General features: G+C 71.4%; 12 protein-coding genes. 1 reads left to right on the top strand and 11 read right to left on the bottom strand.

The genetic code is table 11. From position 1 onward, the window contains the following. Positions 1–39 precede the first annotated feature (39 nt). The 11 genes from AB0B29_RS23115 to AB0B29_RS23065 form a co-directional block, all read right to left on the bottom strand. Positions 40–2,022 carry a pectinesterase family protein gene (locus tag AB0B29_RS23115; RefSeq protein WP_362242786.1) on the bottom strand — a complete coding sequence of 661 codons (1,983 nt, stop codon included), beginning with the start codon at positions 2,020–2,022 and terminating at the stop codon, positions 40–42. A 43-nt stretch (positions 2,023–2,065) separates the two neighbouring features. Beyond that, positions 2,066–3,574, bottom strand: a complete 1,509-nt coding sequence (locus AB0B29_RS23110) for a glycoside hydrolase family 43 protein (protein ID WP_362242783.1) — start codon at positions 3,572–3,574, stop codon at positions 2,066–2,068. Continuing rightward, positions 3,571–4,416, bottom strand: a complete 846-nt coding sequence (locus tag AB0B29_RS23105) for a PmoA family protein (protein ID WP_362242780.1) — start codon at positions 4,414–4,416, stop codon at positions 3,571–3,573. Before AB0B29_RS23105 ends, AB0B29_RS23110 begins: the two co-directional genes overlap by 4 nt. Continuing rightward, a complete protein-coding gene (locus AB0B29_RS23100) occupies positions 4,413–5,564 on the bottom strand; it encodes a Gfo/Idh/MocA family protein (RefSeq protein ID WP_362242777.1) in 1,152 nt (383 codons plus the stop codon). The genes AB0B29_RS23105 and AB0B29_RS23100 overlap by 4 nt, the downstream gene beginning before the upstream one ends. A gap of 20 nt (positions 5,565–5,584) precedes the next feature. Beyond that, entirely contained in the window at positions 5,585–6,871 is a 1,287-nt protein-coding gene (locus tag AB0B29_RS23095) for a pectate lyase family protein (RefSeq protein ID WP_362242775.1), read from the bottom strand. Beyond that, entirely contained in the window at positions 6,868–7,761 is an 894-nt protein-coding gene (locus AB0B29_RS23090) for a carbohydrate ABC transporter permease (protein ID WP_362242773.1), read from the bottom strand. The genes AB0B29_RS23095 and AB0B29_RS23090 overlap by 4 nt, the downstream gene beginning before the upstream one ends. Beyond that, positions 7,758–8,693 (bottom strand): carbohydrate ABC transporter permease, encoded by a 936-nt coding sequence (locus tag AB0B29_RS23085; RefSeq protein ID WP_362242770.1) that lies wholly within the window; start codon positions 8,691–8,693, stop codon positions 7,758–7,760. Before AB0B29_RS23085 ends, AB0B29_RS23090 begins: the two co-directional genes overlap by 4 nt. A gap of 160 nt (positions 8,694–8,853) precedes the next feature. Then, positions 8,854–10,584: an L-arabinonate dehydratase gene (gene araD / locus AB0B29_RS23080; protein WP_362242768.1), complete on the bottom strand. Its 1,731-nt coding sequence runs from the start codon at positions 10,582–10,584 to the stop codon at positions 8,854–8,856. Further along, entirely contained in the window at positions 10,581–11,492 is a 912-nt protein-coding gene (locus tag AB0B29_RS23075; RefSeq protein WP_362242765.1) for a dihydrodipicolinate synthase family protein, read from the bottom strand. The genes araD and AB0B29_RS23075 overlap by 4 nt, the downstream gene beginning before the upstream one ends. Further along, the gene (locus tag AB0B29_RS23070; RefSeq protein WP_362242762.1) at positions 11,489–12,148 is read right to left on the bottom strand and encodes a GntR family transcriptional regulator; all 660 of its coding nucleotides are present in this window, start codon (positions 12,146–12,148) and stop codon (positions 11,489–11,491) included. The genes AB0B29_RS23075 and AB0B29_RS23070 overlap by 4 nt, the downstream gene beginning before the upstream one ends. 194 nt (positions 12,149–12,342) lie before the next feature. Further along, positions 12,343–12,942: a TIGR03086 family metal-binding protein gene (locus tag AB0B29_RS23065; protein WP_362242759.1), complete on the bottom strand. Its 600-nt coding sequence runs from the start codon at positions 12,940–12,942 to the stop codon at positions 12,343–12,345. A gap of 289 nt (positions 12,943–13,231) precedes the next feature. On the opposite strand from AB0B29_RS23065, the gene AB0B29_RS23060 reads away from it, so the two are divergent. Further along, positions 13,232–14,470: an MFS transporter gene (locus AB0B29_RS23060; protein ID WP_362242757.1), complete on the top strand. Its 1,239-nt coding sequence runs from the start codon at positions 13,232–13,234 to the stop codon at positions 14,468–14,470. Position 14,471: the final 1 nt, after the last annotated feature.

Raw genomic sequence — 14,471 nt, 5'->3', positions numbered from 1 at the left:
TCTCTTCTGGATCAAACGGAGATGTGAAGTCGTGGGGGGTCAGTGGCGTGCGTGGGGCGCCCAGCCGTCGTTGCCCTTGAGGTAGGCGGTGACGGTGTGCGTCCTCGCGTCCTCGTGGCTCATCTGCGGCCGGTCCGGGGTCACGGTGGCTCCCGGCCCGTAGTTGCGGTACTCGGTCAGGCGGGCGTCCTTCCACGAGAAGCCGCTCATGTCGGTCCACGGCGAGGACTTGATCGCGGCGGGCAGCCGGGTGTCGCGGATCAGCACCTGGGCCACCGCGTTCGGCTCGCCGCCCGGGTGCCAGGGCCTGCCCAGGTGGAAGCTTCCGGCCGGTGCGTCGCTCACGATCTTCGAGCGGGTGATCAGGAACCCGTACGGGTTGCCCGTCCATGTCGAAGCGGCGGTGACCCACCCGTTGTTGGTCGTCGACCCGCGGCTGAGCGCCTTGATGACGGACCGTTCGATCACGGTCGTGGCACGCCCGTAGATGAAGTCGACGTCGCCCTCGATGTACGAGTCGCGGACGTACACCCGGCTGATCACGTTCAGCTTGGGGCTGTCGGTCATCAGGGTGTCCTGGTTGCCGAGGAAGGCGGTGTTCTCGAAGACGATCCGGTCGCCGGTCGTCTTCATGGCGAGGGCCTGCTCGCCCTTCAGCTCGACCGAGGCCTCGTCGAAGTCGTTGCTGAAGGTGAGGTTGCGGGCGGTGACGTCGTTGGCGGCGATCCGGACGGTGGCGCTTCCGGTCGAGCCCCCGTACTCGGCGGGTGTGTCGAAGACGATGACCGTGTCGGAGCGGTCCCGGCCGGTGCCGCGCAGCTCGATGTTCGGCTTGCTCGCGGGGACGAACACCTTCTCCCGGTAGGTGCCCGGCGCGACGGCGATCGTCACCGGGAGGTCGTTGCCCTCGGGGACGGCGTCCACGGCGGCCTGCACGGTCGGGTAGGCGCCCGGGACGTGGAGGGTCACTCCGATCCGCTGCTGCGGGCCGGAGAACTTCGTCACCAGGGCGGGGACGGCGCGGGCGGGGTCGAGCCGGTAGTCGTAGAAGTCCCGCGGGGCGAAGGCCGCGCCCCGTTCGTCGGTCCGCCCGCTCGTCTTCCTCAGGATCGACCCCCGCTCCACCAGCTCCGCGGTGGCGTCGGCCTGGTAGGGGTGCTGGACCCGGTCGTAGTAGCTGTTCTCGATGACCATCTTGGTGCGGCCCCGGGACCAGTTCCCGTACGTCCACACGGGGTCCCGGTCGGCCACCTGTGCCGATATGTAGTTGTTGTACAGGTGCGCGTAGGCGCAGTTGTCCGCCGAGGGGTTGCGCTGCTTCGTACCGGTGAACCAGTTGTGGTCGATGGTGATCTGCGTCTGGACGTTGTCCGTCCAGCCGATCCCGAACGCCTTGTTGTGGTTGCTGAACTGGTTGTAGGAGACGGTGACGTACTGACTGTCCTTGCGGATGTCGAGCAGGCCGTCGCCCATGCGGGTGAAGCGGTTGTGGTCGATCCAGACGTGGTGGACGGCGTCCATCTGGATGGCGTCGAAGTCGTTGGTCTTGCCGTCCCAGTCGCCCTCGACGTAGGAGTCGCGGATCGTCAGGTTGCGGATGACGACGTTGTGCGTGCCGGGCTTCAGATGCAGCTCGCCGTGGACGATCTCGCCCGTGTCGCCGACACCGATGATCGTCTTGTTCGACGCCACGACGATGTCCGAGCCGAACGGCGCGACGGCGACCGATCCCGCCACCCGGATGACGTACGGCTCTTCGGCGGCCGCGTACTTCGCCAGTGCCGCCTGGTCGGTGACCGTGACGACCTTGCCGCCGGCACCGCCCGTGGTGCCTCCGGCCAGCGAGGCGAAGCCGTGGGCCTGGTCGGTCCAGCGGGCGGCCGCCGGTGTGGATGTCGCGGCGCGGGGTTCGGCGGCCCCCGCCTCACCGGTCGCGCCCAGGCCCAGGGCGGCGACCAGGCCGGCAACGGCGGCCAGGGCGACACCCGGTCTGGGCAAGCGCTTGCTACGGAGGTGCGTCATTGCGGCTCCCAACAGGCGTGATCGAGCGTGCGGATGCGGTGGGTTACAGGTCGGTGATCCGGAAGTGCGTGAACGTCGCGGCGCCCGCGTGTCCCGGCCCGACGGGCGCGAGGGCGAAGAGGCCGAGCAGGGCGCCGACCCAGCGCCACGGGGTGGCGGCGAAGACGGGACCCGACGGGCAGGGCCCGTCACCGAGGTCGTGGAAGAAACGGCAGCGGGCTCCGGAGTCGATTTCGATGCGGAGCCTGGCGCGCCCCTCGGGTGCGGGGCACGGGTGGGCCGCGTCGCGCTCCCGCTCGGCGACCCCCTCGGCGAACCGGTGCACGAGGTGGACCGTGCCGTCGGCTCCGCGCTGCAGGCCGATCCAGCCGAACGCGTCCCCCAGGACCGCGAGTCCGGCGCGGGCCCCCGGCTCCTCACTGTGCAGGCGCAGCTCCACCTCGACGGCGGACGGGGTGCCGGGCAGCCGCTGGGTGAGGAGGTTCGGGAGTTTCCGCAGGTCGTGAATGTCCGTCGAACGGACGCAGGTGAGCCGCAGCCCGTCCCCGGAGTGCTGGGTGGCCCAGCCGTCCCGCCGGTTGGCCGTCCACTGCCACTGGCGGCCGTACCGTCCGCCGGGGAAGTCGTCGTCGGTGGCGGGGGCGGCGGGCGGCTGCGGTGGCAGGTCGGGGCGGCGGTGTTCGGTGACGGGGGCGCCGTCGTCCCCGAGCACCGGCCAGCCGTCCGGGCTCCAGCGCATCGGCTGGAGGTGGATGACCCTGCCGTACGCGCCGCGCTGCTGGAAGTGCAGGAACCAGTCCTCGCCGGACGGGGTGCGCACCCAGCCGCCCTGGTGGGGTCCGTTGACGTCGGTGTCCTTCTGCTCCAGGACGATCCGCTCCTCGTACGGCCCGAAGAAGCCGCGCGAGCGGAAGGCGCCCTGCCAGCCGGTCTCGACGCCGCCGGCGGGGGCGAAGATCCAGAACCAGCCGTCGTGCCGGTAGAGCTTGGGGCCTTCGAGGGTGAACCAGCCCGGTATGCGGTCGCCGTCGACGATCACCTTGCCCTCGTCGAGAAGGCCGGTGCCGTCAGGGCGCATGCGGTGGCCGGTGAGGCGGTTCTTGACGCCCGAGCGGGACTTGGCCCAGGCGTGGACCAGATAGGCCTCGCCGGTCTCGTCGTCCCACAGGGGGCAGGGGTCGATCAGCCCCTTGCCCGCCTTCAGCAGGTGCGGCCGGGTCCAGGGGCCCCTGACCTGCGGGGCGTTGATCTGGAAGATGCCCTGGTCGGGGTCGCCCCAGAAGATCCAGAAGCGGTCGTCGTGATACCGGAGGGCGGGGGCCCAGACGCCGCAGTCGTGCCGGGGCGTGGCGAACTCCTCGGCCGGTTCGAGGCGGTCCAGGGCGTGGCCGACCAGGGTCCAGTTGACGAGGTCCCGGGAGTGCAGCAGCGGCAGGCCGGGGGCGCGGCTGAAGCTGGAGGCGGTCAGGTAGAAGTCGTCACCGACGCGGACGACGTCCGGATCGGACCAGTCGGCGTTCAGGATCGGATTGCGGTAGGTCTCGGAGGTCACGGGCTCACCGCCTTGCGGACGAGGGCCGCCGCGGTGTCCCGGTCGAGACGGCCGTCGGCGACGACGCTGACCACCCGGCGCACCACGGTCTCGCCCGGCGGGAGGGGTATCCGCTCGTCGTGGGCCAGTGAGGAGCCGACGCCCGGGTACTCCTCGGTGCGCACGAACCAGGGGTCGCGGCGGGTCTGTTCGGTGGCGCCGGCGAAGACCAGCGTCCAGGTGCCGCCCCGCAGCGCGAGCCAGTCGGCGGGGCGGCCGTGGACCTGCTCCTCCCCGTGGGCGGCGGCCGTGAAGACCTCCGGCGCGGAGGACTCCTTGCGGGCCCGCCAGAAGAAGCCGCCGTAGGCCGCGCCCGGGCGTCCGTTGGTCGCCGGGCTGCCGATCGACAGCGGGCTCCCGGTGACGTTGGTGAGGGAGAACGTGACGTCCAGCGCCCAGGCCCGGTCGGTGAGTTCAGAGGCCGCGACCGTACGGCGTTCGCGCAGCAGTTCGCCGCCCACGGCCACCCAGCGCAGCTCCTCGACGAAGCCGTCCGGGTCGCGCAGCTGGAAGGCGACGTGCCGCTGCGAGCCGTGGTTGTCGAGCTCGGTGGGGCCCTGGTCGCGGACGTAGGTGCGTCCGCCCCAGAAGTTGAACCCCTCGACGTCGGGAACGGCGACACCGACGCCGAGGTGGTGTGCGTGGTCGGCCGGGGTCAGTTCGGTCACGGCCGTACCGGAAAGGGTGGTGACGGGGTGCAGGTAGGGGCGCGGGGAGAGCCGGGCCGGCAGTTCGGGCCGGGTGACGTACCGGCCCACCGGCCGGCCCGCGACGCGCAGGACCGCTGTGCCGTTGCTGGTCATCGGGGGCTCACCTCGTTCGACAGGGGCGCCCAGGGGGCGCCGAGCTCGGAGTAGAGGGAGAGGGTGTCGGCGGCGGCCGCGACGAGCCCGTCGATGCCGGGCACCACACGGCGGTTCTCTTCGGGGATCCGGTGCCAGGCGGAGTCCGGCAGGGGCGCCGGGTCGGGGGCGGTGCGGATGGCCTCGACGACCTTCATGAAGGCGCCGGTCTCGTCCGGCGGGACGAGCAGGTCGGCGCCGGTGGTGAGGTGGTCGACGAGGTTCTCCAGCAGGTCGGTGCGGCCGTGCTCGGATTCCTGCGGCCCGTGTCCCGCGCGCTGGAGCAGCACGCGGTCCTGCTTGTACCAGAAGGTGATCCGGCCGGTGCTGCCGTGCACGAGCACGTACGGCTCGTCCGCCTCCTCGGCGCACAGGGTCGCGGCGACCGTGACCGGGTGGCCCTGCGTGGTGGTGATCCGGACGCAGGAGGTGTCGTCGGACTCGATGGCGTTGGCGCGCAGCAGTTCGGTCTCGATGCCGGCGACGTCCTCGGCGCGGGTGCTGCCACCCAGGGCGAGGGCGGTGGCGACGGCGTGGGCGAGGGGGTTGGTCAGCGCGCCGTCGATCACGTCGACGCCGTTCAGCCGCCGCTTGCCCGCCCAGGGCGCCCGGCGGAAGTAGTCCTCGTCGCGCACCCAGGCACCGGCGCCGCCGAGCCCGACGAGCTTGCCGATCGCGCCCTTCCCGATCAACTCGCGGATGGCCGTCAGGGCGTGCGAGCCCAGCGACTGGAAGCCGATCTGGCAGACGACTCCGGCCGCGGCGACCCCGTCGGCCATCCGGCGGAACTCGGCGTAGGAGGGTGCGGGCGGCTTCTCCAGAAGGAGGTGCACGCCGCGTTCGGCCGCCGTGAGGGCGAGGCCGGTGTGGGTCGGGATCGGGGTGCAGATCACGGCGATCCGTGCGCCGGTGGAGTCCAGCAGGGCGCCGAAGTCGGCGGACTGCTCGGGCGTACCGAGGTCGCCGAGTTCCTCCTCGGTCAGCGGCGTCAGCTCGCAGACGCCGACGAGCCGCACGAGGCCCTGCTTCTGGAGCCGGCGGATGTTCTCGACGTGCCAGCGGCCGTGGCCCCTGGCACCGGCGAGGACGACAGGCAGAGGTGTGTTCATGGCGTCGATCATGCGGCCGGTCACCGGACCCTCCCCGCACCCGCGCCGCGGGCCACCGCCCGGTCGGCCTCCCGGGCGCTGTCGATCCGCCCGTGCAGGGTGGGCGTCCAGCCGACGTCGCCCGTCAGGTCGCGCTCACTGCCCGAGTTGTAGGCGTTGTGGATCGCGAGCAGGTCGACCGGGAAGCCGTTGAAGAGCGTGCCGCTCTGGTGCAGGGCGCTGCCGTTCCAGCTCTTGACCAGGTCGGCGACCTCCACATGGCCGGGCGCGTGGAAGGCGTTGTTCTCGGCGTACATCCTCGACTCGGTGGAGACGCCGAGCGAGTAGCGGTAGTCGTCGCCGGTGATGTCGTAGCGGTTGTTGTAGACGTGGACCTGGCCGAAGCGGACGCGCGGGGCGCGCTGGACGACGGACTCGAACGCGTTGTGGTGCAGGGTGACACGGAGCTTGCCGCGGTCGCTCGTCGCCGTGTCGCTGTTGCCGATGAGCATCGCCTTGTCGTGACCGGTGAAGCGGCTCCAGGAGACGGTGACGAGGTCGGAGCCGTTGGTGATGTCCAGCAGGCCGTCGTGGCGAAGGTAGTTGCGGGCGAAGTAGGTCGGCTCCTTCGCGTCGGGGTGGCCCTTGTCGCTCAGGGTCACATGGTCCACCCACACGTGGCTGGCCCCGGTCAGCCAGATGTTGTCGTAGGCCGTCTTCCAGTCGCCGAGGCCGCCGGTGTTGGGCTGCCAGACGGGGAAGCAGTCGTAGGCGTCGCGCACGTCGAGGTTGCGGATGATCACGTTGTCCGCGTTCCTCACCTGGAGGCTCGCGCCCTTGAGGACGGCCGAGTCGCCGAGGCCGACGATCGTGGTGTTCGAGCCGACGGGCAGCACGATCCGCTCGGCCTGCCGGGCGGCGGAGGCCTGGCGGGCCTTCTCCTGGGGGCCGCTGGGTTTGGCGGCGCCCCAGGTGCGGGGGTCGTAGGCGGCGAGGTACTTCTTCAGGCCGTAGCCGCCGGTGGCGTAGTCGGCGCAGTCCAGCCGGTCGCCGTCGTCGTCGGTGTTGGCGTCGATGGTCCCGGCGATCTTGATGATCTTCGGGGTGTCGCTGCCGCCGTCGAGGGCGCGGACGAGTCCGGCGCGGTCGGTGACGGTGGAGACGTGTCCGGCATCGGCGGCGGCGCCTCCGGTGGTGCCCGAGCCGTACGCGGCCCAGCCGTCGTCCGCCGGGAGGGTGTCGCGGCCGATGTCGCGGCTCTCGGCCTGGGCAGGGATGCTCAGGACTCCCAACATGAGGCCCGCCAGGGCCACCTGGAGCGTTCTCATCCCTTCACCGCCCCCGCGCTGAACCCGGTGATCAGCCACTTCTGGATGAAGGCGAACACGATCACCACAGGCACGGCGGCGATGATGCCGCCCGCGGCGAGCGCGCCCAGGTCGACGCTGTCGGCACTCATCAGACTGTTCAGGCCGACCGGGATCGTCTGCTTGTCCTGGTTGTTCAGGAACATCAGGGCGAACAGGAAGTGGTTCCAGGAGTGGACGAAGGCGAAGGATCCGACGGCGATCAGACCGGGCCGCAGCAACGGCAGCACCACGATGCGAAAGGCCGTCATGCGGTTGCAGCCGTCGACCCAGGCCGCCTCCTCCAGGGAATACGGCACGTTCTTGATGAAGTTGCTGATCAGGATCATCGACAGCGGCAACTGGAAGACCGTCTCGGCGAGGATGACACTGCCGAGCGAGTTGATCATCTGGAGCTCGGCGAAGATCTCGAACAGCGGGACCAGCAGCAGCGCGCCCGGCACGAACTGGGAGCACAGCAGGGCCAGCATGAACGCCCGCTTGACCTTGAAGTCGAACCGGGCGAGGGCGTAGCCGCCGGCCAGCGCGACGAGCGTGGTCATGAGCAGGGTGGCGACGCCGACGAGCACGCTGTTGGTGAAGTAGGTGCCGAAGCTGCGGTCCGTCCAGACCTTCTCGAAGTGGTCGAAGGTCACCGGCCAGGGCACGAGCGAGGTCGAGCCGGCCGGGCGCAGCGAGAAGAGCAGGATCCAGTAGAAGGGGATGAGGGTGAAGATCAGGTAGATGCCCAGGGGCAGGTAGATCTGCCAGCGGGGCGCCTCGTCCCAGGCGCGCCTGCCCTTGGGGTGCGGGGGTTCGGGGCTGGCCGGCGCCGGCGCGGGCGCCGTTTTGGTGGCTTCCTTGACGCTCACTTGCCCTCGCCTCCGAACTTGCTCAGCCGCAGGTAGACCATCGAGCAGAAGAGCAGGATCACGAACGCCACCGTGGTCAGGGCCGACGCGTAGCCGAAGTTGTGGGCGTCGACGGATGTGTTGGCGATGTACAGCGGCAGCGTGGTCGTCTCGCCCGCGGGACCGCCGCCGGTCAGGGTGTAGAGCAGGTCGACGTTGTTGAACTCCCAGACCGCGCGCAGCAGGGTGGACAGGATGATGGCGTCCTTCAGGTGCGGCAGCGTGATGTGCCAGAACTGCTTGATGCGGCTCGCGCCGTCGACCTCGGCGGCCTCGTAGAGGTCCTTCGAGACGGACTGGAGGTCGGCGAGGATGAGGATCGCGAAGAAGGGCACGCCGCGCCACAGGTCGGCGACGACCGCCGCCGGGAACACGGTCGAGGTGTCCGACAGCCAGCTGGTGCCGTAGGAGCCGATGCCCATGTCCGCGAGGTAACGGGTGATGCCCGTCTGGGAGTTGTAGAGCAGCACCCAGATCGCGGAGGTCAGCACGCCGGAGACGGCCCACGGGGAGAACACCAGGGCGCGTCCCAGCCCCCGGCCCACGAAGGTCTGGTTGACGATCAGGGCGAGCGCGAGGCCGAACAGCAGCTGGAGTCCGACCTCGACGACCACCCACTTGGCGCTGAAGACCAGGGTGTCCCAGAAGACCGGGTCCTTGGTGAAGGCGTGCACGAAGTTGTCGAAGCCCGCGTAGCCGTTGCGCCACGGCTTGGTGGGGTTGTAGTTCTGCAGGCTGTAGTAGAAGACGCTGATGACCGGGTAGGCGATGAACCCCAGCATGAGCAGGGCGGCCGGCGCGATCAGCAGGTACGGGAGTTTGCGCGGCGTGGCGGAGGCCCGGCGCCGCCGGGGTGGCGCGGGCGGTTTCGCCACGGCTGCGGCTTGGGCCATGACAGGGTCTCCGATCTAGGTACGGTCGTACGGGAAGCGCTTTCTCGATCTGTGCGAGTCCGCCCGGAAGCGCGGTACGGGGTGCCTCTTGCGGTGGTGTGGCGAGTGCGGACTCGTTGTGCTCTGTCGCGCAGTTCCCCGCGCCCCTGAGTGGGACCGGTCAACCGGCGTAGGGATCCGGGGCCTTTCCGGGCCTTGCCAAGAACTCGAAGTCGCAGCCGGTGTCGGCCTGGGTGATCTGGTCGTTGTAGAGCGCGCCGTAGCCGCGCTCGTAGCGGGTGGGGGGCGGCGTCCAGTCCGCCCTGCGCCGCTCCAGCTCCTCGTCGTCCACGTGGAGGTGGAGGGTGCGCGCCTCCACGTCGAGGGTGATGCTGTCGCCGGTCCGTACGAGGGCGAGCGGGCCGCCGATGTACGACTCGGGCGCGACGTGCAGCACGCACGCGCCGTAACTCGTGCCGCTCATGCGGGCGTCGGAGATGCGGACCATGTCCCGGACGCCCTGCTTGAGCAGGTGGTCGGGGATGGGGAGCATGCCGTACTCGGGCATGCCCGGGCCACCCTTGGGGCCGGAGTTGCGCAGCACCAGGACGCTGTCCGCGGTGATGCCCAGCTCCGGGTCGTTGATGGTGCGCTGCATGCTCTTGTAGTCGTAGAAGACGACCGCGGGCCCGGTGTGCTTGAGCAGATGCTGCTCGGCGGCGATGTGCTTGATGACCGCGCCGTCCGGGCAGAGGTTGCCGCGCAGTACGGCCACTCCCCCCTCGGCGGCGACCGGGTTCTCCCGGGTGCGGATGACGTCGTCGTCGTGGACGACGGCGCCCCCGATCTGCTCTCCCAGGGTCCCGTTGACGGTGGGCCGGTCCAGGTGCAGCAGATCGGTGATCCGGGAGAGGAAGGCGGGCAGACCACCCGCGAAGTGGAAGTCCTCCATGAGGTACGTCCGGCCGCCGGGGCGGACGTTGGCGAGCACCGGCACCGTGCGGGCGATGCGGTCGAAGTCGTCGAGGGTGAGCTCGACACGGCAGCGCCCGGCCATCGCGATCAGGTGGATGACGGCGTTGGTGGAGCCGCCGAGCCCGAGCACCGTGGTCACGGCGTCCTCGAAGGCCTCGCGGGTGAGGATCGACGACGGCTTGAGCGCGGTCCAGGCGAGCTCCACGGCACGGCGCCCGGAGGCGGCGGCCATCCGCTCGTGCCCGGAGTCGACGGCCGGGATGGAGGAGGCGCCCGGCAGCGTCATTCCGAGGGCTTCCGCCGCCGCGGTCATGGTCGACGCGGTCCCCATGGTCATGCAGTGACCGGGCGACCGGGCCAACCCGCCCTGCAGCTCCCGCAGTTCGCAGTCGGTCAGGTTGCCGGCGCGGTGCTCGTCCCAGTACTTCCACATGTCGGTGCCCGACCCGAGGGTCTCCCCGCGCCAGTGACCGGGCAGCATCGGCCCCGCCGGCACGAAGAGGGACGGTACGTCGGCCGAGGCCGCGCCCATGAGCAGAGCGGGCGTCGACTTGTCGCAACCGCCCAGCAGCACCGCCGCGTCGATCGGGTACGACCGCAGCAGCTCCTCCGTCTCCATCGCGAGCAGGTTGCGGTAGAGCATCGGGGTCGGCTTCTGGTACGTCTCGGAGAGCGTGGCGACCGGGAACTCCAGCGGGAAGCCGCCGGCCTGCCACACCCCCCGCTTGACCGCCTCGGCGCGCTCGCGCAGATGGACGTGGCAGGGGTTGATGTCGGACCAGGTGTTCAGGACGGCGATCACCGGGCGGCCCCGGTACTCCTCCGCCTCGTAACCGAGCTGGCGCATCCGGGCGTTGTGCGACCAGGTGCGCAGCTGCCCTTCGGCGCCGTACCACTGGTGGCTCCGGAGCTCCTCCGGACGCAGTCTGCCGGTCATATGGACCACCCCGCGGCGATCGCGGCGACCTCGGAGCGCTCGCTCTGAGGCAGCGCCCTGCTCGGCGGGCGGACCTCGCGGCGGCACAGCCCGAGGGAGGCGAGCGCCTCCTTGACGACGGTGACGTTGTCGGCGGAGCCGTTCGCGGCGCGCAGTTCCTCGAAGCGCCGGATCTGCTCCCAGACCTTCATCGCGGCCGGGTAGTCACCGGAGCGCAGCGCCTCGATCATGTTCAGGGAGACGGCCGGGGCGACGTTCACCAGCCCCGAGGTGAAGCCGGTGGCACCGGCGGAGAAGTAGGAGGGGGCGTACGGCTCGGCGAGCCCGGCCACCCACACGAACCGCTCCAGACCCGCGTCCCGGGCGAACGCGGCGAACCTGGACGCGTCGGGGACGGCGTACTTCACGCCGATGACGTTCGGGCAGGCGTCGGCGAGTTCGGCGAGCCGGACCCCGGCGAGCTGCGGGTTGCGGATGTACGGGACGACGCCCAGCTCGGGCACGGCCTCGGCGATGGCGCGGTGGTAGTCGACCCAGCCGGCCTGCGAGACGTAGGGGTGGACGGGCTGGTGGACCATCACCATCTGCGCGCCGAGCTCCCGGGCGTGCCGGGCGGAGGCGACGGCGGTCGGGACGTCGTGTCCCACGCCGGCCAGCACGACGGCCCGCTCGCCGGCCTCGTCGATCGTCAGCTCCGTGACGAGCCTGCGCTCTTCGGGGGTCAGGGCGTAGAACTCGCCGGTGTTGCCGTTCGGGGTGAGGGTCGTGATGCCGCCGTCGAGCAGCCGGCGCAGCAGGGCCCGGTGGGTGTCCCGGGCGACGGAGCCGTCCTCGGCGAACGGGGTCACCGGGATCGCCACCACGTCGGCCAGGGCCGCCCGCTGGGTCTCGAACGCCACGCTGCTCATTCCTGACCTTCCTGTTCCAGTCCTGCCTCGGGGAAAGCGCGCTGCACGAAGGACGCGATGTGGGCGTGCAGGGCACGCGCCGCGCCGTCGGCGTCGCCGTCGAGGGCGAGCCGCAGGATCTCCCGGTGCTCACCGGCCTCCCGCTCCCAGGAGGGCGAGGCGGCCCAGGCGACCGCGGAGACCAGGGCGGCCTGGTCGCGGACCTCGTCGAGCATCCGCCCGAGCAGCGGGTTGCCGCACGGCAGGTACAGGGCCCGGTGGAACTCCCGGTTGGCGAGGGAGCGCTCGGCGGTGTCGGTGGCGGCGTCGGCGCGGGTCAGCGCCTCGCGGGCGACGTCCAGGGAGGCCCCGCGCTGCACGGCCCGCCGCAGCGCCTCGGGCTCCAGCAGCAGCCGCACGTCGTAGACCTCGCGCGCCATGTCCGCGTCCACCAGGCGCACGGTGACGCCCTTGTACTGGCTCATCACGACCAGCCCGGTGCCCGCGAGGGTCTTGAGCGCCTCGCGCACCGGGGTCTTCGACACCCCGAACTGCGCGGCGAGCTCGGTCTCGACCAGCGCCTGCCCGGGCGTCAGCTGCCCGGTGAGGATGCGGTGTTTGATCCCTTCCAGCACGTACTGCGTGCGGGAGGGGATCGGCGTGGGCACAGAGGTCATGCGCGCCTCTCGGATCTCGCGTCTCGGTGGATCGCGTATCGGATCTCGCGTATCGCGTCTCATATATGACGTACGAAGTACGACGCGATGACGGTAGGAGGGCGCGTGGGGTTCGTCAATGCTTTCGGCAGAGGTGGATGCAATCGCTTTCTATGAAGGGCCGTCCGGGCGGAGGGGTTCTGACGGGATACGTCCTAGAAGGCGCGCGTCCACCCCGGGTCCCGCCCGCTCAGTCCCACCGCCCGGTCCAGCGGGGACGCGGCCGCGTCGACCGTGACGATCGGGCCGAAGATGGCGCCGCGCTGGGGATCGTCGGCGGAAGCGGCGAGGAACTCGTGGCAGGCCCCGAGGGCGGCCGGGTCGGGGTCGTACGGCTGCCCGGTGGCGCGGGCCAGGTCCCAGCCGTGGATCACCAGTTCGTCGACGGCGACCAGGCCCGCGATCTCGCCGGGCAGGTCGACGCCCCCGGCCCGGGTCATGCCGGTCCAGGCGGCCGGGTCGCGCCAGGCCTCGGCCAGTTCGGCGAGGACCTTGGGCAGGTCCTCGCGCCAGCCGGGCGCGAGGTCGGGGCGTGCGGTGCCCGGGCTGGTGTCGGTCGTGGCGCCGAGGTCCTTGCGGGCGGCGTCACGAAAGGCGGCGGACAGTCCCGCCAGGTGGCCGAGCAGGTGGCGGACCGCGTACTCGGGGCAGGGAGTCGGGCCGTCCAGCTGTTCGTCACCGACACCGGCCACGAGCTGCGCAAGGGCCTGAGTCTGGGGTCCGAGGTCGAGGGTCGGGCTCGTTGTGTCGGTCATGCGTGCTCCTCCGGAGTGTGGTCCTGAGGGGTGGACCGACGGGGGCCGCGAAACTCATCGCCCGCCGGGGGGACCGGCTTCCACCGGCGGGACCCGCTGCTGCCGACGGCATCTGTTGCCGCCGGCCTGGGCCCGCTTGTGTCCTCGCGATCCGCTGCTGCCCGGCGGGACCGCTCCTGCGGGGCGGAACCCGTTCCGCCGGGCAAGATCAGCTCCCGTCCTTCGGACCCGCCGTCTAAGGCACCTGCCCGATCCGCTCCCCAGGGCCTTAGCGCCACGATGGCCGGGCATGACGACCAAGACGACCTGGCCCCTCGTGCGCGTCCTGCGTGACCGCGACGCAGGGCTGTACCTCTCCGGTGTGGTGGTCTCCGGCTTCGGCACCTCCGCCCTGTGGCTGGTGTCCGGCGTGTGGGTCAAGGACCTCACCGGCTCGGACGGCCTGGCCGCGCTGTGCATGCTCGCCATGTGGCTGCCGGCCCTGGCCGGACCGCTGCTGGGCACCCTCGCCGACCGGGCCCGCCGCAAACCGCTGCTGATCGGCGTGAACCTGCTCCTGGGCGCCCTGCTGCTCACGCTTGTGCGCGTCGACGCGCCGAGCGACGTGTGGCTGCTGTACGCGGTGCTGTTGGTGTACGGCGCGGCGGGCGTCGTCCACGACGCGGCCGAGTCGGCGCTCGTGGCGAGGGCGGTCGAGCCGTCCCTGCTGGGCGACTTCAACGGCCTGCGCATGACCGCCACCGAGGGCATGAAGGTCGTGGCTCCGCCGGCGGGCGCGGGCCTCTTCGCGGCGTACGGGGGCGCTGGCGTCGCCCTCCTGGACGCGGCGACGTTCGTGCTGGCCGCGGGGCTGTACGCGATGCTGCGGGTGCGGGAGGAGAGGCCCGCGCCGCCCACCGGCAGTGGTCGGCAACGGACCGCCGAGGGCGCCCGGCACCTGTGGGCGCACCCCCTGCTGCGCCCGCTGGTCCTGGCGGCCGGGGTCACGATGCTGTGTGCCGGCCTCAACGGGGCGATGGTGTACGCCGTGGTCGACGACCTCGGGCACTCCCCCGGGTACACCGGCGTGTTGTACGCCGTGCAGGGCGCCGGTTCGGTCGCGGCCGGTCTGCTCTGCGGCCCCGCCCTGCGCCGGCTGGGGACGAGGCGCTTCGCGGCGTCCGGCGTCGCGCTGCCGGCCATCGCGGTGGCGCTCAGGGCGGTGCCGTCGGACCCGGTGGCGCTGGTGTGCAGCGCGGCGATCGGCATGGGGCTGCCCGCGGTGCTGATCGCCGCGCTGACGTCCGTGCAGCGCGAGACGCCCGGTGCGCTGCTGGGCCGGGTCACGGCCACCGCCCACACCGCCGTGTACGCCCCGAACGTGGTCGGGCTGGCCGCCGGAGCGGCCCTGGTGGAACTGGTGGGCCACCGGCTGGTGCTGGTGGCCCTGGGCGTGGTCCTGCTGGTGACGGCCGCGGCGCTGTGTCAGGCCCCGGCGAGGGATGAGCGGACCGTCTCCAGGTCGTCGTCGGACGCCGGCCCGGCGTGAT

It is taken from the genome of Streptomyces tibetensis, from assembly GCF_040647715.1.
Taxonomy (GTDB): domain Bacteria; phylum Actinomycetota; class Actinomycetes; order Streptomycetales; family Streptomycetaceae; genus Streptomyces; species Streptomyces tibetensis_A.
The sequence above is the reverse complement of the archived record's forward strand: the minus strand, read 5'-3'. Positions and strand labels throughout refer to the sequence as shown.